Annotated in this window: 24 protein-coding genes and 1 pseudogene; 6 read left to right on the top strand and 19 right to left on the bottom strand. The window is 35.2% G+C overall.

Features of this window, described 5'->3' with window-relative positions; translation table 11 throughout:
• Positions 1-2 precede the first annotated feature (2 nt).
• From terL to I7H67_RS04710, 4 genes are read right to left on the bottom strand one after another with little or no spacing between them, the layout of a single operon-like run.
• Positions 3-1,532 (bottom strand): phage terminase large subunit, encoded by a 1,530-nt coding sequence (terL, locus tag I7H67_RS04725; protein ID WP_198307214.1) that lies wholly within the window; start codon positions 1,530-1,532, stop codon positions 3-5.
• Positions 1,510-1,986: a DUF2280 domain-containing protein gene (locus tag I7H67_RS04720; RefSeq protein ID WP_198307213.1), complete on the bottom strand. Its 477-nt coding sequence runs from the start codon at positions 1,984-1,986 to the stop codon at positions 1,510-1,512. Before I7H67_RS04720 ends, terL begins: the two co-directional genes overlap by 23 nt.
• Positions 1,987-2,044: 58 nt before the next feature.
• Positions 2,045-2,686, bottom strand: a complete 642-nt coding sequence (locus tag I7H67_RS04715; protein WP_198307212.1) for a putative metallopeptidase — start codon at positions 2,684-2,686, stop codon at positions 2,045-2,047.
• Entirely contained in the window at positions 2,655-3,089 is a 435-nt protein-coding gene (locus tag I7H67_RS04710; RefSeq protein ID WP_198307211.1) for a hypothetical protein, read from the bottom strand. The genes I7H67_RS04715 and I7H67_RS04710 overlap by 32 nt, the downstream gene beginning before the upstream one ends.
• 165 nt (positions 3,090-3,254) lie before the next feature.
• Between I7H67_RS04710 and I7H67_RS04705 the strand changes: the two genes are divergently transcribed.
• Both I7H67_RS04705 and I7H67_RS04700 read left to right on the top strand, forming a co-directional pair.
• Positions 3,255-3,512, top strand: coding sequence for a hypothetical protein (locus I7H67_RS04705; RefSeq protein ID WP_068563054.1), 258 nt, complete (start codon positions 3,255-3,257; stop codon positions 3,510-3,512).
• 70 nt (positions 3,513-3,582) lie between these two features.
• Positions 3,583-3,918, top strand: a complete 336-nt coding sequence (locus I7H67_RS04700) for a hypothetical protein (protein ID WP_198307210.1) — start codon at positions 3,583-3,585, stop codon at positions 3,916-3,918.
• Between the two features lie 450 nt (positions 3,919-4,368).
• Here I7H67_RS04700 and I7H67_RS04695 read toward each other — a convergent pair whose 3' ends face one another.
• Positions 4,369-4,728: a hypothetical protein gene (locus I7H67_RS04695; protein WP_198307209.1), complete on the bottom strand. Its 360-nt coding sequence runs from the start codon at positions 4,726-4,728 to the stop codon at positions 4,369-4,371.
• A 695-nt stretch (positions 4,729-5,423) separates the two neighbouring features.
• Positions 5,424-5,723, bottom strand: a complete 300-nt coding sequence (locus I7H67_RS04690) for a hypothetical protein (RefSeq protein ID WP_198307208.1) — start codon at positions 5,721-5,723, stop codon at positions 5,424-5,426.
• A gap of 270 nt (positions 5,724-5,993) precedes the next feature.
• On the opposite strand from I7H67_RS04690, the gene I7H67_RS04685 reads away from it, so the two are divergent.
• Together I7H67_RS04685 and I7H67_RS04680 are read left to right on the top strand one after the other, a co-directional pair.
• Positions 5,994-6,455, top strand: a complete 462-nt coding sequence (locus I7H67_RS04685; RefSeq protein WP_198307207.1) for a CC0125/CC1285 family lipoprotein — start codon at positions 5,994-5,996, stop codon at positions 6,453-6,455.
• A gap of 14 nt (positions 6,456-6,469) precedes the next feature.
• Positions 6,470-6,619: pseudogene (locus I7H67_RS04680) on the top strand (HNH endonuclease); the annotation flags it as partial.
• 20 nt (positions 6,620-6,639) lie between these two features.
• Here the strand turns inward: I7H67_RS04680 and I7H67_RS04675 are convergent.
• The 10 genes from I7H67_RS04675 to I7H67_RS04630 all read right to left on the bottom strand — a co-directional run bounded on the left by I7H67_RS04675 (position 6,640) and on the right by I7H67_RS04630 (position 12,284).
• Positions 6,640-7,470: an ORF6N domain-containing protein gene (locus I7H67_RS04675; RefSeq protein ID WP_198307206.1), complete on the bottom strand. Its 831-nt coding sequence runs from the start codon at positions 7,468-7,470 to the stop codon at positions 6,640-6,642.
• Positions 7,471-7,571: 101 nt separating this feature from the next.
• Entirely contained in the window at positions 7,572-7,847 is a 276-nt protein-coding gene (locus I7H67_RS04670) for a transcriptional regulator (RefSeq protein WP_198307205.1), read from the bottom strand.
• A 225-nt stretch (positions 7,848-8,072) separates the two neighbouring features.
• Positions 8,073-8,579 (bottom strand): hypothetical protein, encoded by a 507-nt coding sequence (locus I7H67_RS04665; RefSeq protein ID WP_198307329.1) that lies wholly within the window; start codon positions 8,577-8,579, stop codon positions 8,073-8,075.
• On the bottom strand, positions 8,560-8,979 hold the full coding sequence (locus tag I7H67_RS04660; protein ID WP_198307204.1) for a DUF559 domain-containing protein: 420 nt from the start codon (positions 8,977-8,979) through the stop codon (positions 8,560-8,562). The genes I7H67_RS04665 and I7H67_RS04660 overlap by 20 nt, the downstream gene beginning before the upstream one ends.
• Positions 8,976-9,935, bottom strand: a complete 960-nt coding sequence (locus tag I7H67_RS04655) for a helix-turn-helix domain-containing protein (protein ID WP_198307203.1) — start codon at positions 9,933-9,935, stop codon at positions 8,976-8,978. Before I7H67_RS04655 ends, I7H67_RS04660 begins: the two co-directional genes overlap by 4 nt.
• Entirely contained in the window at positions 9,932-10,945 is a 1,014-nt protein-coding gene (locus tag I7H67_RS04650) for a DNA cytosine methyltransferase (RefSeq protein WP_198307202.1), read from the bottom strand. The genes I7H67_RS04655 and I7H67_RS04650 overlap by 4 nt, the downstream gene beginning before the upstream one ends.
• Complete coding sequence (locus tag I7H67_RS04645; protein WP_198307201.1) at positions 10,938-11,351, bottom strand: HNH endonuclease signature motif containing protein; 414 nt, start codon at positions 11,349-11,351, stop codon at positions 10,938-10,940. The genes I7H67_RS04650 and I7H67_RS04645 overlap by 8 nt, the downstream gene beginning before the upstream one ends.
• 31 nt (positions 11,352-11,382) lie before the next feature.
• On the bottom strand, positions 11,383-11,676 hold the full coding sequence (locus tag I7H67_RS04640; RefSeq protein WP_198307200.1) for a hypothetical protein: 294 nt from the start codon (positions 11,674-11,676) through the stop codon (positions 11,383-11,385).
• Positions 11,673-11,948: a hypothetical protein gene (locus tag I7H67_RS04635; protein ID WP_198307199.1), complete on the bottom strand. Its 276-nt coding sequence runs from the start codon at positions 11,946-11,948 to the stop codon at positions 11,673-11,675. Before I7H67_RS04635 ends, I7H67_RS04640 begins: the two co-directional genes overlap by 4 nt.
• A 51-nt stretch (positions 11,949-11,999) precedes the next feature.
• Positions 12,000-12,284 (bottom strand): hypothetical protein, encoded by a 285-nt coding sequence (locus I7H67_RS04630; RefSeq protein ID WP_198307198.1) that lies wholly within the window; start codon positions 12,282-12,284, stop codon positions 12,000-12,002.
• 387 nt (positions 12,285-12,671) lie between these two features.
• Here I7H67_RS04630 and I7H67_RS04625 point away from each other — a divergent pair, with 387 nt between their 5' ends.
• Positions 12,672-13,394, top strand: a complete 723-nt coding sequence (locus tag I7H67_RS04625) for a LexA family protein (protein ID WP_227602525.1) — start codon at positions 12,672-12,674, stop codon at positions 13,392-13,394.
• 167 nt (positions 13,395-13,561) lie between these two features.
• A complete protein-coding gene (locus I7H67_RS04620) occupies positions 13,562-14,911 on the top strand; it encodes a hypothetical protein (RefSeq protein ID WP_198307196.1) in 1,350 nt (449 codons plus the stop codon).
• Here the strand turns inward: I7H67_RS04620 and I7H67_RS04615 are convergent.
• The 3 genes from I7H67_RS04615 to I7H67_RS04605 are packed head-to-tail and all read right to left on the bottom strand — an operon-like array spanning position 14,908 to position 18,619.
• Positions 14,908-16,023, bottom strand: coding sequence for a hypothetical protein (locus I7H67_RS04615; RefSeq protein ID WP_198307195.1), 1,116 nt, complete (start codon positions 16,021-16,023; stop codon positions 14,908-14,910). The genes I7H67_RS04620 and I7H67_RS04615 overlap by 4 nt on opposite strands.
• Before the next feature lie 6 nt (positions 16,024-16,029).
• Positions 16,030-16,620, bottom strand: coding sequence for a hypothetical protein (locus I7H67_RS04610; RefSeq protein ID WP_198307194.1), 591 nt, complete (start codon positions 16,618-16,620; stop codon positions 16,030-16,032).
• Positions 16,613-18,619: an AAA family ATPase gene (locus I7H67_RS04605; protein WP_198307193.1), complete on the bottom strand. Its 2,007-nt coding sequence runs from the start codon at positions 18,617-18,619 to the stop codon at positions 16,613-16,615. Before I7H67_RS04605 ends, I7H67_RS04610 begins: the two co-directional genes overlap by 8 nt.
• Positions 18,620-18,680: the final 61 nt, after the last annotated feature.

The following is an 18,680-nucleotide window of genomic DNA, read 5'->3' as shown; positions in this document are numbered from 1 at the left end:
CTCTAATCATCAAATACAGTTGGCTTCTTGGCTAATGAATCATTAATGGCATCAATAGTCGGATCCCACTGGTCGTCATGATCATGTGACATGTCAGCCGTGAGCCCTTCGATTTCTTCAATGTAGTTCAAAAGCCATGGTGCTTCTGCTGGCAACCAGACACGGCGCTCTTCAACGTAGAACACCACGTCCATGGTTCGTGTGAGCTTATCTGTATCACGCTGAATTGCCCGAATAGGTAATGTGGTTTGTCTAGATATGGATTGGATCAGTCCGGTACCACTCGATTTATCCTCTACGGCCATATAGCGAAGTTTGCCGATCTTGGCGTTGCTGTCCTTGTGCTTATTGATAAAGGCCTTAGCTTCTTTCAATAGCTCTGGTGCTTCCCATTTGCCGCGCTTCACATCAATGATGTAGAGATTATTATCATAGCCCAAACCAGCACACAAGAACACTGAATAGTCGTTATGCTCTTTAGTCTTTTGCGCGGTATCTGCCCAAATTGCCCGCCATTTAAGAAGTGGTAATTCCTCATAACGGCCAAACCATTCAGCCTTAACAAGATCACCACCCAGCTTTTTAGGGTTTTGCATGTATTGGCTAGCAAAGGTGTAGCGTGACACTGTAGCGCCATCTTTATCTTCCCCACCTTTCTCCAGCTGAAGCAAAGAAAGTAAAGATTCTTTTAACGGCCAATAGCTTTGTCTGCCTTTCTCATCACGCTCAACATCGCGTGGAATTTTGCGCTGTATGTGCTCTGGTAGCTTATTGATGTATTTATCATCGATAAGTGCGGGAATACTGATCTGTTCCCATTCACCAGGTACGTTACCCGTCATCACAAAGTTAGTCGGATCCTCAACGTGCAAACGCTGCATGATCAGAATGATAGGCGTGTCCGATTTAGCTTTACGCGAGTTGACCGTGTTTAAGATCTTTCGATTAGCCTTACGTCTCGCGGTCTGGCTAAATGCATCCTCAGGCTTTAAGGGATCATCCAGAATAATCGCACCGGTAAAGCCTTCATCCGCTAATGTACCGGCACGGCGACCCGTGACCTGCCCACCCATAGAAGCAGAATAAACATGACCAGCGTCATAACCTTCGACGGTAGTTTTCCAGTTTGATTTAGCATCCGTAGCTGTTGAAATTTTTACTGGCCATAGATTTTGAAAGTCTTCTGACTTAACAATATTTCTAGCTGTTGCTGATACATCCTCTACAAGAGATTGCGAGAATGACAAATACAAGAATCGTGAACGAGCATTACGTGCTATACCGCGGGCAATAAGGTTTGTAAGTAATTCAGTTTTACCACTACCCGGTGGAACGTTAATCACTAAGTTTTTAACCTTGCCAGCTATTACCTCGTCAATCTTGTCGGCAATATATTCATGATGCCAATTGACCGAAAACTTAAAGCCCATACGAGGCAAGAAAAAACGACGTGTAAAGAATAAATGTTCTTTCTCACAGAGCTCTCGCTCTAACTGCATTTCTAGCAGCTTAGTATTTACCTTTGAGTTCATCTAACACCTGCCGTATCTGTTCAGGCGTTGCAACAACTTGGGTTACATTCTCGCTTTGGAGTGGACCACCACCAGCGCCAGTTAGCTCTGTTTTATTAGTATATTTCCCACCAACGTCCTCAGCAGCTTGCTTAAGAATGCTTAGAGCTGCTACACGGTTTCTGCTGTGCTTTTGATATTGGCTTTCATAACGCTGTAAACGCACCGCTAAATTTGCAATAGGGATTGCCTCAGGCTTACCCAAAAACATTTCTCGAGTCTTTTCAAAATCAATTCTTAACTCTTCACTTAAGTTCTCACCTGCCCGTTTAGTTGGGTCGTATTTCTCACACTGCTGTTTAGTAACTTTTATCCCGTATTCTTGGTTGACGAACTCAGCAGTTTCTGTGGGTGTATTAAATACGGCAAGTGAGCGAACTATAAAGAGTTTTACCTCTTTTTTTAGAGCCGCCATATCCTCAATCCTGTCAACCTACGTCAACCTAAATAGACAAAAAAAAGAGCCATAAGGCTCAGGTTATTACGCAGTTTCCACAGCATTTAGAAATATCTAAATCAGATACAAACGGCGGATTTTTAGCTACTTCAATGAGACGCTTAACATTCTCATTTGCGCCCCAACGCTTAACAACCCCGATAAACTCTTCTACATCGTGGCCAGCTAAATAATGCTTTGGCAGTCCAGTATGATCACTGTAAATAATCTCACCGTCTCCATCACGCTCTACACCGATGTGATAAAGCTCATGTTCAAGCAACGCACAGAACTCGCTATCGTTAGCCTTTTCACAAAAGCTTGCATCGATAGTGATTAAGTAAATTGGCACAAACCCAAACCAATCACGCATTTGCTGCTCTTGTCGGGCTTTCTTCCACCCGCCTTGTTGAAACATAACTTTTTCGCACTGCCCTAACACCATCCGTTTAGCTCGTGTATAAGCAGTAGAGGCCCATGCAAATGCTAAGAACTCTTCATTATCATGAAGTAGCTCAGCAATATGGTCATGATCTGGGTTATGAAGAGGCCCACCAATTTTTAAATAATTAGATACAACCCACTTCTTTAAATCCGGTGCTGGAATTATACGGATTGCTTCCTCTTCTTCAGCTTGATCAATAAAGTCAGTTGGTGGAAATGGTCTGATTTGTTCCATCTTCAATTCTCGCTAATTCGCCTTTAATCCAGTTAATGACATATCCCGACAGAACAGAATCTGGATGAAAGCGCTCTATTTTGTAACCCATCTGTTCAGCTTGATCATATCGATCAAGACTCCATGCTTTATTAGCCAACTTACCACCACGTCCACCAGACCAAGGACCACCCTCGATCTCGATAAGTAAACGTAATTTCACAATATGAAAATCAAAACGCCAATGTTTCGTATGAATGGGTTGGAACTTCTGCTCAAAGCCTATAGCCATTTCTTCTAGCTCTTCTTTAAGAGTTTCATCAGCTTCAAGATATTTTTGAGTTGCTTTTGGCAATGGTCTATTTCTAGGTTTTTTCTTAAAAAGCTTTTTATTGGTTGCGTTGAAATAGTTTTTTAGCTCCATCTCATACACTCAAAATAAATATATTATCTATTTACATTTAAAGATTAAGTTACAACATAATTAGATATATTCTTTAATGCTTAATAATTTTCTATTATAAAAAATTTACCAAATGGTAAAAATATCCATTCGGTATTTATAAAATTAACTAAAAGAGTATCTAACATGAAGAAAAAATTAATTTTTTTAGTAACAATAACCCTCGCAACTTTATCCCTCGGGACAACTGCTAGTGAGGAAAAACAACAACCCAAAAGTCTCTTAGAGATACTTCAGCCAGCCGCTGGTGATTATGAATACTGCCGCTTACAGTATGAAAATTGCCGAAATGGCGTAGGTGCATTTCAAGGCCTGACGGAAACTTGGAAGTGCCAAACTGCTTTTGATAGATGCCGTAGTTCGGGTATTTTTGTTTTACCATAATTCCATAGACCTTAAAGATTTTGTACTGGAAACTTTCAGTACAAAATCTTTCATAAATGCGAGATAAGAAATGAAAAAACAACCATCTGCAAATGATTTAAATCTCATAAATGAAAAACTTAAAAATCTTGATGACTCAATAAAAGAATTATTAGAGTCGACTTATGAATATTTTGATAATGATCAGTACTATAGTATTGAATCCGCTTTTCTACTTGATCATGCTCTAAATATTAAAATGCATTTTTATAAGTCTTATCCAGAATTGGCACCGGAGCATCTAAAAAATGTTGAGTATGATCGAATTGTTCATATTGAAAATACTCAAGTCTCTCATATTCGTGAAAAGAATCCAGAAGATAGCCTGGATCAGATTCAGCCAAAATATTCACAAAATGAGAGTTAACTTACCTATCTATTAAAAGTAAAAAGCCCCGCCAATAATCGAAATTTAGCGGGGCCATTTTATGCCGTAATACACACTGCAAAAGTTATTAGAATTGCTTTTATAACCTTTTCCTATTACTGCGTTTGAATCTTACGAAACGAGCTATCAGCATTTTTAACTGTAGTATTAGCATTCACTATTGACTGTTCAGCTTGGCTAATAAGTATTGAGGTTTTCGACTTCTTTTCAGGTTGAGACAAAGCATGATAAGCAAAGTAAACAACTGAAGAACCAACGATGGCTATAGCTAAGATCTTTAACATAGGCTAACACGTATTTAGGACCGCGCTATTTTAATAATTTGTGATGAAATTATCATTATTTTCGGAAAATTAAAAAATCTGTAATATCAAAGCTCTCAACCAAATGTTGCAAAAAACATACAACTTGAATGACTACAGCCGCTGACTAGCCGCATAACCCCGCAACTATCCTTTTTGTTTTGGGATCAATAACTATAGTAATACGGTCTGGTCGAAGTTCTTCCGTAACTGGCTCCCCTCTGTAAGCACTTCGAAAGGTTCTAGAGTTAGTCATCGTCAGAACTTGTTTTTCCGTTAAACCCATTTTACCTGTGAGCTTTTTTGCTTTAACAGGGTCACAATTAAAAGCCGGATCCCATTCATTACTTAAACTTTTAACTGGAGGTTCAAGCTCTTGCTCTGCTTGCGACCCCTGAGCTTGTTTAGGAACTTCATCTTCTAATACTTTATTCGAACAAGCTGAAAGCAAGCTTATTACTAGAACTGGAAAAATATATTTTTTCATATTTTTAAATATGCTAATTATCAATTTTAAACAAATATATCATAAGTAAAAAAAGAAAGAGCCTGGTTCATATCTAGTAAGAAGTAGGTCTCCCTAGACTGTACTTTTAAGATTAGCTAGTTGATTAGGAATTCTTAAAATAAAGAATAAGTAGAGCTATGGGTGCTAACACAATAGCAAAGCACCAACAGAAGTATCTCATGATTAAAACGAAAAATATTGTTATAGGATTTAGAGAATATGCATACACTCTATCTCCCAGAAGAAATCCCCATAAATAATCATAAAAGTATTTTGCATATGGATATAAAAGTGAATTTAGAATAATCAAAATCTTGATAGTAACAATAACAGATAAAGGTTTTGGATTAGCTGCACCTGACTCTAAAGCGTCAATCAATAGCCACGCACATAAACCAAATATTGCACCAAATACTAAATTTCTTACATGATATCGCGACTCTAATGCACCAAAACTATTAGTTAGAATATTTACTAGCATTCTTTTGAAACCTAAATATTTTTTTCATAATATCAATTTTATTTAAAAATCTCTAACTTTCACAATTTGTAAGTACTTCATACTTACAATTAAAAAACCCGCTTCCAAATAGAAACGGGTCACAAAAACAAAAACTTTCAGCGCAGTATTTGATATTGTAAATACAAATTAAAATATGTATTTACAATATATTTTAAGAAAATAATTGTTGGAATAAGATATTAGTCAACCAAGTATTAAATGCTTGCTTTGATGTAAATGACGGAGCCTGAAATAGATCAATATCAACATTTAAATCATGATGACCTAAAATTTTATATCGGCCACCGCCTAAAGTAATGATGTTCGTATAAGGAAACTTCAACGTTGTTAATGCATGGCCTAAAAATCTAGCTTGCTTCTCTTTGTCGTGCTTACAGGTATTAAATTCCGGTGAATTTTTAAAGAGATCATATTCTCGATCTATTGTTGCCTTAATTTGCGTAAGTTCCACTTCGATCTCCTTAATATGGGAAATCTTTTTATATCACAAAAAACAAAAAAGCCCACCTTACGATGAGCTTTCGAATATCTTGTGTGATCTTTATTTACACTGCGACCACTATAACGCAAAAATAGCATTTACCCTGTACAGGGTCAAGTAGTCTTAAAGATTCAAAATCTCTGATACACGTATTTCTTATCTTTAGATATACTGAGCAGGAAATATTCATGAAGATAAAAATAACAATCTTCTTCAACTCATATAAAGAGAATTCTATAGATGAATAAAATTTTCCTATCCGTCCTTTTATTATCATTATCAGGTTGTGCTGTTTTAATTCCTCCAGCTTATAATCCTGGTGCTGTGATGTCACATTTCAGAGAAGGACAAGCGAGTAAGGACTCCTTCTACGTCAGCTACAAAGGTGATCGTGGTAGCTCACCAGAACAAGCAAGAGATTTTGTTGTTCTACGCGGTGCTGAGTTAGTCATGCAAAATGATTTTCGCTACTTTAAGATTCCCAAAATGAATCAAGGTACTCTTGTGACCTCAAACTATCAAATTGCTTCTGGGGTAAGAAATGATACCTATCAACCTATGGTTGAAGCTCAAATTGTAGGAGTCAAAGAACCTGGAGCAGATACGGAAGTCTTAGATGCCATTAAGGTAGCGAAGGCATTAAGAATTAAATATCGACTCAACTATAAATTGACGCCATTAGAGATAAAATATAGCCATTAATTTCTGATGTTGCACCCTACTTGGAAACTCACCACATTGAATGATTAGCACACGGTGAGCCAGATAACATCGAAAATACAGTAGCGCTTTGCCCGAATTGCCATAAGAAAATGCATGTACTCAATGCTGAGGCAAATCGGGAGAAGCTTTTAGCAAAAAATTGAAGAATAATTAAATTGTCATCTTAAAAGAAAAAATCATATATTTTTTCAGCTGAATATCCAGCTGAAAATATAACGATAGTAGGTGGTATTTCAACAATTATAAATATTACAATTAATTCTAGTAAAATCATAGGCTTATGTATTAATACAAGCAATATGTTTTTAAACAATGTACTCACCCATTGTAGAAACTTCATATTCTTACTTTCTTTTTTAGTTACATAGCCATCTATAGAAGCTAATTGATCTTGAAGATTTTTTAAAATAGGAGAAAGAAAATTAGCGAAATTTGCAACTACAATATATAGAAATATGATCCAAACTAATACGCTTAGTATGCCTAATGACCACTTACCAGTTTCAAGAGTTCTGATGGTAAAAACAAAACTAATTGATCCAGTAAAAACCTGTGCGGCAAAATTACGTGTGAAATCTAGTGCAGCTTTGGCGCCTTCTAATGTTAGTAAATAATGTGGGCCAATATTTACGGTTGGATTTTTATCAAAATATTTTTCTAAAAATATATCATGTGTATCCCATATCTCATGGGTATCTAAAATTTGAGCGTGACGTGTAGCACCTCTTTTAGTCCACAGAATTAACCTAGTAGAAGTGTCACATATTACATCTAGTTCTTTATTACTTTCTTTAAATTTTTTTAGGTCATCACCTTCAACTTTCAGATAATGTATTCCCTCAACAAAGCCTGAACTTTTCTCTAAAAAATTTCGACGAATAGTTTCTTTATCTATTCGATATAATTCAGCTAACATTTCAGTTGTTAAAACATTAATAGATTGATAATTAATAATTAATATTTTTTTATCGTTAATTATTGTTGAGATATTCATAAGATCACCTTGTTGATATAACTCCTATTTAATTAAAGAGCTTTACTTTCTATCAAGCAAAATGTACCTCTTTTTAGGAACATGTCAAGCTTATTTTTATTTTATCTAGAATGAGATTTTTCAAATAATAAGAATTGTCTATTCAATTCATCAGCTAAAGCAGCAGTATCCTTACTTTTTTCTTGTAGTAATTTAACAACCTCTTCCCATAAGTTTAATGGAATTGGTCTATCACCTGTTAGCCACTGTCTAACTCTTCTCGGATCAATATCTATCGCTCTTGCAAAATCAGTCTGCCAACTTTGACCATACAATAAACTTCCAGCTTGTCGCAATTGATCTGGAGTCATGCGGGAAGGATCATTCGATTCAGACATATACCTTTACTCAAGTACGTAAGTAAGTACTTACTTATAAAAAATTAAAAACCTTTTACTTAAAAATCAGTTAGCACTTACTGATAAAACTTAAAACTATTATTCCATATTTTGCGTATTATTCTAAAAACATTTAAGTATTTTAAGAGTAAGTTTTAGACTAATATTTCTTAAATGTTTTAGTATTTTTTCTAAAACCTTTAAGAAATATTTTATTAGTTTTAGCTAATACCCAATAAACCCATACCGGCAATGCAAAACTGCCAACCCGCATTTCACATCGCTACGTGCATCTGATTGCGAACGATCTTCTCGTACCATCTCAGGCCATGACTGACCACGAAAGTAACGATCAATAATCGCATCCATCCATTCATCCATAACTTCACTCTGCCCTATTAAATCTAAAACTAAACGCTGTACTGCACGTGCTTCATTATCATCAATCTGGCTCTGGACTTTAGATTTAGTTTTACGAAATGGATCTGATTCGCTCACAAAGTAATTGGCGATAATCTCTCTTTGTTTCTTCTTACCTAACCGTTTTAAACGGCGTTGCTTTTCAGCCTCTACCATCGCTGAGGCAATTGGGTTGCTATATGCGCCAGAAGGAATACCGGTAAAACTCTTTTGATCTAGCCATGCACCGAACTGATATAACCAGCCTTCCAGATCGAATCTAGACCAGTCCACTGAGTGCATAACATGCTTCTTATCGATCATTAGTATGATTTCCCCCAACTATTTTCTCTATCTGCTGAACCGCTAAACCTGACTTCACTTGCTCTGTACTGAACCGTAAAACTGTAAAACCCATCATTGCCGCTGAGTTATATTTCTCCATATCCCCGATGTAACCTTTGCCTCTTGTGTGGCGTCCGCCACCTGCCATCCAGATCCCACCTTCCACCTCAACCAAAATCTTCTTACCGGTAATCAGAAAATCAGCTCTCCATTTCCGTTTCGGATGGAATTTATATTCCTGCTCAAAACTGATCTTGCATGCTCTTAAATGTGTTGCCAGTACTGTCTCGCCTTCACTCGGCTGTCTGGTACCTTGCTTTGCTGAACGGCGCTTCTTTGTTTTCACTGAAAATAATTCACGGTATTCAGCAAGACTCATTGATGTCATGCTGCCCCCTGCAATGAGCCTTTAAACCCAACTTGCTTGAGATATTGTTCCCATTGCTTGGCTTGAGCTGGATCGCTAAGTTTCACGGCGATACGTGCAGCAAGTTGATCGTAGCTTTCGCCTGCAGCTGCAAACTGGCTAGCGAACTCAGGATGTTGAGAAAGTTTTTGAGCGAAGGTATGAATCTGTTTATCGCTCAACTGGTGCGGTGCGCCCGGCGAGCACCGAACTGACGACCCTGAATTCCGGAAAGCTGCCTGTTCACGTGCTTGGTATTTGCCACATGCGTTGATTAACCAATCTGCAAAGTGGTAATTCATGAGTTCATCACAAAGATTCTTCTCGGCGTTGTAGAGTTCAAATGCTCGTAACTCCCGATCGAACCAAGTCGCGTTTTTGATCTGCTCGTAAGTTTCCTGATCAGTTGCCAAAAGAATTTCTTCACCAAGTTTTTTTAAACTCAACCATGTTTTTTTATTTTTAGATTCATCTGATAGATTCTTTAAAAGATTCCGTGTCCCAACGTTGGGACCCTTTACCGGAATTGTTGGGACTCTTTCATGGAATTGTTGGAACTGTTCCGTTGTTGGAACTGTTCCATTGTTGGTACTGTTTAAATCATCATTTCCCGTATCAAAGTGTACCGTTGTTGGGACTGTTTCACGGCCCTTAACTCCGATCAAAAGATACACTTTAACCTGCTTAGTTTTACCTTCACGCTTACCTGTATCGACAATAAATCCGTCTTCAATTAACTCATCAATGATTTTTAAAACGGTCTTGCGGTCCATTTCTGTGTCATCAACTAAACGAGCAATACTTGGATAGCATTCATGTGTTTCACCAGCTCGATCGGCCAGTGAAAGAAGTACTAATTTTTTAAGTGGTTTTAATGCACCACCCGCCTTTTGTTTTTGACGTGTTTTCCAAGCCCAAATGGTTGCATCTAAACTCATAGATCTTCCCCTAAAAATTCAAATGCGCTTTTAGCCACGATTGAAACTTGTCCATTTCCAATGGCTTTAAGTCGGTCCACCCGATTGGCCACCCCATCAGCCACTCGACCCAGTTCGGGTTCAATCGCCCACCATTCCCGCCCTCTGGCGAAACTGCTGTATTGAGACGGATCTGGCGTCCCTTCGCTTTGCGTTCGGCTAAAGACTCGTTGCTCCACTTGTTTGCATCGCTCGCAGTTGGTGTCGGAAAGTTCATGACCGCACCTGGTAAACCATTTCTCGGATGAGGACTTACATTTCCCCGCTTGTTCCAATCGGATGCTTTTGGGGTTGGCCACATCTTTACTGTTGATTCCAGACAAGGACTTTTCCTGTTGCGCTCCGATAGACAATCCATTCGTTTTGCATCCGATGCTTTGGGTGTTGGCCAACGTTCGGGAGCTTTTATTTGCTGAGCTAGTGAAATGCCTGTCATATTTGCCGTTATTTTCCCACCCCGTGTTGAGTCGCTCGCTGCGGGAGTAGCCCACAATCCAGATTCGGTCACGGATATGGGGCGCTCCAAAGTTAGATGCTGAAAAACGTGCCCATTGCGCGTCATACCCCATTTTGGCAAGGTCACTGATGACTCTTGTAAGTCCTCTGGAAACAAGCATTGGTGAGTTTTCCACGAATACGTAGCTAGGTCGTACTTCACTGATAATTCGTGCCATTTCTGACCAAAGCCCGGAACGTTCACCTTCGATACCCGCCCCTTTTCCTGCGGATGAAATGTCTTGGCACGGAAAGCCGCCAGATATAACGTCAACAATTCCTCTCCATGGTTTTCCGTCAAAAGTTGTAATGTCAGACCAAATTGGGAAAGCTTCGAGAATTCCATCATTCTGTCGTTGCGCCAGAACTTGTGCGGCGTAGGCATCACGTTCAACTGCGCACACTGTTCGCCATCCCAAGAGATAAGATGCGAGAATTCCTCCACCAGCGCCCGCAAATAACGCAAGTTCACGCATATCTTCCCCTCGCATCTCTGTCTCGAGTTTTGGTCAATTCTTTGTTGTGGTGTTTTGAGTGTTCTGCATGACTCATTAACTGGAGATTCTCCAATCTGTTGTCTTGCTTGTTGCCGTTTATATGATGAACACACTCTCCTTCTTGCAAAGGTCGTTTCAGATGACATTCCATCATCATGACATGCACCATTACCTCCTTTCGCCCATTGGCGTACGGGTGCTTGGCTGCATACATTTTTAAGTAACCATCTTTCGTGAGCTGCTGCTTGTATTGCTTGGACTGTAAGCCAGTTTTCTGACCAGCACGTCCTTTGGCGTTGTTCTTCTGCCGACATACTACAGAGCAAAGCACTTGCTCTTTCCGCTTCGGTTTGAATTCCTGATTGCAGATTGGACATACATTCATCTATAAATCTCCCAGAAAAGAGCCAGCTCATTCATTGCATCTCCTTAGGCTTAACATATCCGCCCATGTATTCAATCTTTTGAGCCTTATACAAACTCGTTTCAATTTCTCCAGCTAAATACAAAGTAATGCGGCCTCGGCGAGCGAGTTCTTGTCTAAACTCTTCACGTGTGATGGCTGCATTGTTTTCGTTGTATCCACGCTTACGGAGATTTGCTTTGTTTCGTTCAAGCATTTCGTTTAGAAGATTGAGAGCTGGCTCATACCATGACTGAATACCTTCTCTCTGCTTATGTTCTGGAAGGTGTTTAAATTGCTGATTCATGACACCTCCGCCCGTGCTAACTCTTCTACGCTCAATCGACGTTTTGCTTCTAACTCAGCAATTGATGCTGATCTAAAGAATTGAACTGGTAGAGCTAACTGCTTACCGCATGCTGACTTAACAAAAAGTCGCTTGGGTGTACTGTAGTAAAACCCAAATACTTCAAAAATTTCGTTATGTTCCAGTTCATTAACAACCACCATGTCACCTACAACAAATTCTTCTGAGTTGAGTTCGGTTGGCTGTTCTGATAAATTGTTTTTCATATTCATGGGTTCCTAGATTTGTGAATATAGAAGCCTGATGTTCGAGATCAGGCTTTTTTAATGCTCTAAATTTGACTGTGTATTCTCATGGCATCCTCTGGCATCTCTTGTTTCCTTAGGATGACCCCACACCTTTCGCATACGATTGAACTTGCGTCTCTCCACCAAGAGTTTTTCTATGCAAGCTTCTCGTATCCAGTCTGCTTTCGTCATGTCACTGGCATTAGCCACACCTTCGATGGATTCATCAGTCAAATCATTAAATTTGACCGTTACAGGGTTATCGAGCTTTCCACCTAAAAAGCCCAACTCTCTTGCTTCATTCATGTCATCAGTTCTCATGAAAAGAGCAGCTCCCTTGCCTGATAAAAATCATGTAGGAATTACTTCATTCCTACGCTCTATATTCTTTGACTTACGAGGGTTTCCAATCTCCAGAATCTCTTGCTCTGTAAAGTTCTGGCATAACTGTGCTATCGAATTTGAATAGTTGCTTTCGCCTGTGTACTCAGAGCGTGGCAAACAGTTCTTTTCAATCCATTTATAAATAGACCTTTCGCTTAATTGGACAGCAAATGCAACTGAACAAACTCCACCAGCATCATTAATAACTTCTTTTATAGTGCTCATTCCTGACCCAATAATGAACTATTGGTTCAACTTTAACAGGAACTGATAGTTCTTTCAATAACATTTAATATTGAACCAATGGTTCATAATGGTGATGCTATGACTTCACAAATAGATTCTGTTAAGCAAGAATTTGCTAAACGCTTACATAAAGCAATGGATGTCATGGGTTATCCAGCTAGAGGACGAGCACGTATTCTGAGCAGGGAATTTAATATTTCTGATAAAGGCGCTGGAAAATGGTTAAATGGCGATGCCATACCTGAAACCTCAAAAATACCTCTTTTATCTAAGTTTTTAAAAGTTAACTCTGAATGGCTTTTATCAGGTACAGGTTCAATGGCTAAAGCTATAGAACAGGAAGGTTTTAAAAAGAATTTAGATAACAATATTGATATTAATCAAAAAATAGAAGTTTTTGGAAATTTAATTCCAGTTATATCATGGGTTGAAGCAGGAACATGGACCTCTATTGAATCTGTACCTACAGGAACTGAATTTAATGAATGGTTACCCCCAAACCCTAAATGTGGAAAAAATGGATATGGCTTAATTGTTCGAGGGGAATCAATGTCACCTAAATTTGAACCTAACGATAGAATTTATATTAATCCCGATTTCCAAGTAAGTGATTTAAAAACTGGTGACCTGGTAATTGTTTCTTGTGAAGGAGAAAAAGAAGCAACCTTTAAGAAACTAGTTATTGAAACAGATGGGATGTACTTAGAACCTTTAAATCCGAAATGGCATGAGAAAATTATGGAACTTCATGAGGATTGCAAACTAATTGGAAAAGTTGTTGGCCTATATAGAGAAGTATAAATTTTAGTAGATTCCACTTAATTAAAAACTGATAAAATAATAGCCAAAGATTTATAAGTACCTAATTTATAAATAGAATATTACATACTTTTTTAAATTAAATTGTGTTAAAATTTTGCCGCGTAAGCTTTATAACATACATTTAATTACTTGTAGATAGTGAATAGATGTTACATGATTTTGTACAAACTACTAGTGGTGATATGGAAACAACTATCTCTGGATATAAATTAGTTGACTATACGGAACAGTATAAATCAATTATGCAATTCAATAAAAATAAAAAGGTTCATATTCATCAGTGGTATCCATTTGTTGAAGGGTATTCTAAAGAATTCATTGAAAGTATTCTTTCTGAAATTGACTATAAACCAGAGCTTGTATTAGAACCTTTTTCGGGAAGTGGAACAACGCCATTAGAAATGCAAAATATGGGAATAAAATGTGTTTCTTTTGAAGTAAGCCCCTTCATGCATCTTCTTTCAACTGTAAAAATGAGAAATGATTATAAATTAAAAGAATATAATCAATACCTTAATATAATAATAAATGATTTAAAAGAATATAAGTCAAATATTAGAGATCTCATGCCAATACCATTTGGGCGTACAGTGGTTCAAAATGAAAAATTAAAAAAATGGAACTTCAATGATGATATTATGGATGGAATATTAGACATTAAATTAGCAATTTCAATAATTGATAAAAAAGATAATAAATATGCTAACTTATTTAGAATTGCCCTAGCTTCAATCCTATTAGAAGCTAGTAATCTTTTTAGAAATGGAAAATGTTTATCTTATAGAAAAAACTGGCAAATAAATAATACACTTAGTAGAAGTGATATTCATTTAATTTTTATATCAAAGTTAGAAGGATTGTTTCTAGAAGATATTAAATTGATTGAAGAAAATTTTAAAAATGATTTATCTTCAAATTATGAGCTATGTTTTTTTGGTGATGTAAGAAGTGAAATTGACAGAATTCCAGATGACTCTGTAGATTTAATTATTACTTCTCCTCCATATTTAAATTCAAGAGATTATACAGATATTTATATGCTTGAACTAAAAGTCCTTGATTTAGTTAAAAATTATAATGAACTAATATATTTGAGAAAAAAAACATTGCGCTCACATGTGCAAATTAAATATGAAAATATTGAGGCACTTGATATTCCACTTCTAAAAGATTGTCTAAATAAACTTTTAGAAAAAGAAGAATTATTTTGGAACTCTGATATTTTAAATATGATAAAAGCTTACTTCATTGATCTCAATCAACTATTTTCCTCGTTTAAAACAAAAATGAAGAAAAATAAATTTATATATTTCAATGTAGCAAATTCAGCATATTTTGGTGTAGAAATATTAGTCGATGAAATTGTATGCCATATAGCTGAAAAACAAGGATTCGAAGTTATTGAGATTAGGAAAGCTAGAAATTTAAAAACTAGCTCTCAACAATCAAAACAAATCGAATCCTTGAGAGAAAGTGTGATTGTAATGAAATCTTAAGATGGGTGAATATTATCTATTCTAAAATCAGGCACTTTTCTAAATTTTGAAAAGTGCTTTATGTTTTCACTACTGATCACAATATCATTAATATTAGTTCCTGTATCAGGTAAATTTTCTAACCTAGCATCAAATACAACTAAATATCCCAATTTAATATTATGTTTCTCTACATGAAGTTGTCTTAGGTAATCAATGGATTGATGAATTGCATTAGGGCAAATATCTGTATCTTTATAAGAGGTACCTATTTTTTCTCCATTACTGTGAATGCTTGTACCGACCCACTTGACTTCAATCAAAAACATTTCAGTACCAGACTCATCCCAGATAAATATATCTAAACGACGAAAATTATTTAATATTAACTCTTTCTTAATAAGGCGAGTTTGTAACTCATTTTCTAAGAAAAAGCGTAAGTCTTCTCGCAATCTGTCCTCAGGCTTGTTATTAAGAATATTTTTATACAATTGCATAAAATTATCTTCTGTAATATCTGGGTCAATTTTTTTATGTAAAGATTTCAAGTGGCTTCTAGAAATAAAAAACTTATTATAAATATCACGTAGTTTTAATCTTTCTCTATATTCATCAAAAAGATTAGATAAATCACTAGTGCTTTTAAGCCTTTTATATCTATTATAATCATAATTTGTTAGAAAAATTCCCTCCCCGTAGTCTTCTCCATCAATATAATAGTTTATCAATGCATCCGGTTGAAGGACAAATACAATATATCCTTCAGTAGATATTCTTTCATAAGTACGTCTTGCGTCATTTGAGCAAATAAGATCTTTTTGACGAGCCATATAAGAAATTTCTATATTTTCATTAATAACTAAATAGTTATTATGAGCGCTTTGATCAGAGTCAAGCACTTCCTCGAGTAAAGGATAGAAATCATCTCTTAAAATTAATAGACTTTCTTTACTAATTAATAAAGTTTTAATATCGAGAAATGCTCTAGAAATCAAGTAACTATTAAGAGCTGCATAAAGACTTTTAAATTGATCTGTCTCTTGAATTGCACTATCTGTTCGTCTTACTATATCCGTCTTTTTAGCCTGTAAATATTGTTTAAAATCTAAATTATTAGCAAACTGTAGATTCATATTTTATTAACCGCGTATAATCTGACTAAAAATATATTCAAAGTATAAATCTATATACTCTTCAGAGCTGATAAAAGAAGTATTATCTAAAGACTGTTCAAAAGCTTGCTTAAAGTCATTAAGTACTTTTACTGTTTTATTTTCCAACGAAGTAGTATCTATTTCTCTTTGCAAATTACTATCTAATGATTCCTTATATAAAGGGTCATTAATAGTAAATCCAAAAACTTTATTTTCTCCATATTTACCCAATATAAGTATGATTGTTTTAAGCCAATTCTCTCTGATTTTATCAGGAGAAATTGGAGTTGGTCTTTCAGTATTATAACCACCATCTTTTTCAGCAATATAAAAATTGCTTAGTAAAAATGCTAAAGACTGATCAATTAAAATAGAATAAGGTCCATATACAGAAATTGAATAATGATAATATTCAAAAATATTTTTATCATCATTAGCAAACGAATATAGAACTTTACTCAGATAAAGAATTCTGTGTATAGATTGCTGCTTTATCGTATTCCAACCAATATTTTTTGTATGCTCTATTAAATAAAGAATATCACTATTTGCCTTATATAATGAATCATCAAGCATATTTTTTTCCTAATATTTTAGTTTTAATAGTTTCATATAAGTCTATTAAAACTGGACTCGTATTTTGAATCGTTGATTTTTTTGCAATATCTAATAAGCCAACCAATGATACTTCTACTGCATTACTTTGATCAATAATATGATTAACAAACGAACTATTATTAAGGTTAGAGGTAATAATTAAAGAATTGGGTTTCTGCAAGAATTCTAGAAAAACTTTTGCAGCATTTTCTTCATAAGATATATCTAAACTACTATCTGGAGTTTCTACGATATAAAAAGTTGGAGCTTGATAGAAAAAAGAAAGTAGACTCATTCTAAAAGAGTGATCAATAAAAAATCTTTGTGACTCGGATAGCTCCTCCTCATCAGATCGAATTTTTCCATCAATTACAGGATATAATCGACGTTCCGACTTTCCATCCAACTTATCGAATGTTAATGAGCATCTTACTCCGAGAAATTTTTCAGCATATGAAGAAAATAAATCCGATAATCTATGTGTATTTGATTCTATTCTCATTTCCATATCTTTAACAATAAATGCAGCTTGCTCTTGATATTCTAAACTTCTTCTTTGCAAATGCTCTTTTTCATTCTCAAGCTTCATTATTTCTTCATAGATAATCTGGACATTACTCTCATCTTCATCATGACTCTCTTCTAACTCTAATTCTTTAACTTTTTTTTGAAATTTTCTTTTTTCCATTTCTAGTCTGTATAATATTTTCTTTTGCTCGCTCTCTTCTTCATCGATTCTTTTTAAGCTTAACTGGTAATCTTTTATTTCTAGATGAATATTTTTACACTGCTCTAATATATTATTATATGTGCTATTGATATCAGATTCTTTATACTCTTTTAAGTCTTTCCCGCAGCTAAAACATTGATTTGCATGATTAAGCACCTTTACGTACATTTCATCATCAATTTTATTACACATAGGACAAGTATGATTTTTCTTTATATTATCCAGGAATCTTTCATAGTACGGGTTTAAATTCTCCCATTTACTTATTTTTAAATTATGCTCCAAAATATTTTTTTCACGCTCTAAATCATTTGCTTTCAAACTAAGCTCATTAATTTTATTTTGTGACAAGGCAGCTTGTGTTGCATCCTTAAGCATTTGCTCTCTTATTTTCTCAATTTTTGAACTAACTTCTAAAATATTATCTTTAATTTTTAGTATATTTATACGAGGATCAATTACCTCTTGATTAGATTTATTCTTTTCCTCAATTCTTGTTAATACTTTACGAATCGCTCTTATATCTTCCGACTTATGTCTAGATAAGCTATTATAATACTTAGCTTGTCGTATCGCCTCTTGTCTTTCTTTATCTAATTCAGGGGCAATAAAATAACGACTAAAAAGCTCTTTTTGAATATCTCTAAAACCATTATCACCATTATTCCATAAAATAGTTTTATGGTCTTCACCAAAAAATAGAATTTCATTTACAAATAAAATTAGATCATCGAAATCTATTCCAGAATAACTCTTAACTAACTCCTCATATTTAAATTGAAGACAATTAGCTTTAGTATCTAAATTTAGTGTTTCATATTTAAATTCGCTGATAATTTCGCCATCAATTTTCTCATTATTAACATGTAAAGAAATTAACTTAATATCTTCTAAATTTCTTTCTACAATAAAATTATTATTATCAATTTTGAACTCAATAGTAACAGTAGCTGGTCCTTGTCTTTCAACAGTAGGATCCATTCTATTTCTAAAATAACTCTCCGAATGTAGAGCTCTTTTAGCTATTATTTTTTCTTTATATGTGCGACTATAATCAAAATATTTTTTATAATGACCAATTAAAGAAAATTTTATAATATTAACAAAAGTTGTTTTCCCCATCCCATTTCCACCAAGAACTAAGTTTACTCCTTTCGTAAACTCATAATAGAAATCTAATCCATTCGGATATAATGTGAAATTTTTTATTCTTATGTTAATAAGTTCTGGTAAATAAATTTTTCTCATAGCTTTACTATTTAATTTAAATTAAAACTGAACAAAACTTTAACAAAAAAGTAACTTTTTT

Source organism: Acinetobacter sp. ACIN00229 (assembly GCF_016106645.1).
In the GTDB taxonomy this organism is placed as follows: Bacteria; Pseudomonadota; Gammaproteobacteria; order Pseudomonadales; family Moraxellaceae; genus Acinetobacter; species Acinetobacter oleivorans.
Note: the sequence above shows the minus strand (reverse complement) of the source record. Positions and strands in the feature narration are given on the sequence as shown.

Bases quoted from the DNA above. Each gene is read 5' to 3' on its own strand.
- I7H67_RS04720 (WP_198307213.1), bottom strand. From the start codon at position 1,986: ATGGCGGCTCTAAAAAAAGAGGTAAAACTCTTTATAGTTCGCTCACTT.
- terL (WP_198307214.1), bottom strand. From the start codon at position 1,532: ATGAACTCAAAGGTAAATACTAAGCTGCTAGAAATGCAGTTAGAGCGA.
- I7H67_RS04705 (WP_068563054.1), top strand. From the start codon at position 3,255: ATGAAGAAAAAATTAATTTTTTTAGTAACAATAACCCTCGCAACTTTA.
- I7H67_RS04635 (WP_198307199.1), bottom strand. From the start codon at position 11,948: ATGAATATGAAAAACAATTTATCAGAACAGCCAACCGAACTCAACTCA.
- I7H67_RS04610 (WP_198307194.1), bottom strand. From the start codon at position 16,620: ATGCTTGATGATTCATTATATAAGGCAAATAGTGATATTCTTTATTTA.
- I7H67_RS04715 (WP_198307212.1), bottom strand. From the start codon at position 2,686: ATGGAACAAATCAGACCATTTCCACCAACTGACTTTATTGATCAAGCT.
- I7H67_RS04605 (WP_198307193.1), bottom strand. From the start codon at position 18,619: ATGAGAAAAATTTATTTACCAGAACTTATTAACATAAGAATAAAAAAT.
- I7H67_RS04700 (WP_198307210.1), top strand. From the start codon at position 3,583: ATGAAAAAACAACCATCTGCAAATGATTTAAATCTCATAAATGAAAAA.
- I7H67_RS04630 (WP_198307198.1), bottom strand. From the start codon at position 12,284: ATGAGAACTGATGACATGAATGAAGCAAGAGAGTTGGGCTTTTTAGGT.
- I7H67_RS04675 (WP_198307206.1), bottom strand. From the start codon at position 7,470: ATGAATATCTCAACAATAATTAACGATAAAAAAATATTAATTATTAAT.
- I7H67_RS04660 (WP_198307204.1), bottom strand. From the start codon at position 8,979: ATGACATCAATGAGTCTTGCTGAATACCGTGAATTATTTTCAGTGAAA.
- I7H67_RS04655 (WP_198307203.1), bottom strand. From the start codon at position 9,935: ATGAGTTTAGATGCAACCATTTGGGCTTGGAAAACACGTCAAAAACAA.
- I7H67_RS04650 (WP_198307202.1), bottom strand. From the start codon at position 10,945: ATGCGTGAACTTGCGTTATTTGCGGGCGCTGGTGGAGGAATTCTCGCA.
- I7H67_RS04710 (WP_198307211.1), bottom strand. From the start codon at position 3,089: ATGGAGCTAAAAAACTATTTCAACGCAACCAATAAAAAGCTTTTTAAG.
- I7H67_RS04625 (WP_227602525.1), top strand. From the start codon at position 12,672: ATGACTTCACAAATAGATTCTGTTAAGCAAGAATTTGCTAAACGCTTA.
- I7H67_RS04645 (WP_198307201.1), bottom strand. From the start codon at position 11,351: ATGAATGTATGTCCAATCTGCAATCAGGAATTCAAACCGAAGCGGAAA.
- I7H67_RS04670 (WP_198307205.1), bottom strand. From the start codon at position 7,847: ATGTCTGAATCGAATGATCCTTCCCGCATGACTCCAGATCAATTGCGA.
- I7H67_RS04615 (WP_198307195.1), bottom strand. From the start codon at position 16,023: ATGAATCTACAGTTTGCTAATAATTTAGATTTTAAACAATATTTACAG.
- I7H67_RS04685 (WP_198307207.1), top strand. From the start codon at position 5,994: ATGAATAAAATTTTCCTATCCGTCCTTTTATTATCATTATCAGGTTGT.
- I7H67_RS04695 (WP_198307209.1), bottom strand. From the start codon at position 4,728: ATGAAAAAATATATTTTTCCAGTTCTAGTAATAAGCTTGCTTTCAGCT.
- I7H67_RS04640 (WP_198307200.1), bottom strand. From the start codon at position 11,676: ATGAATCAGCAATTTAAACACCTTCCAGAACATAAGCAGAGAGAAGGT.
- I7H67_RS04620 (WP_198307196.1), top strand. From the start codon at position 13,562: ATGTTACATGATTTTGTACAAACTACTAGTGGTGATATGGAAACAACT.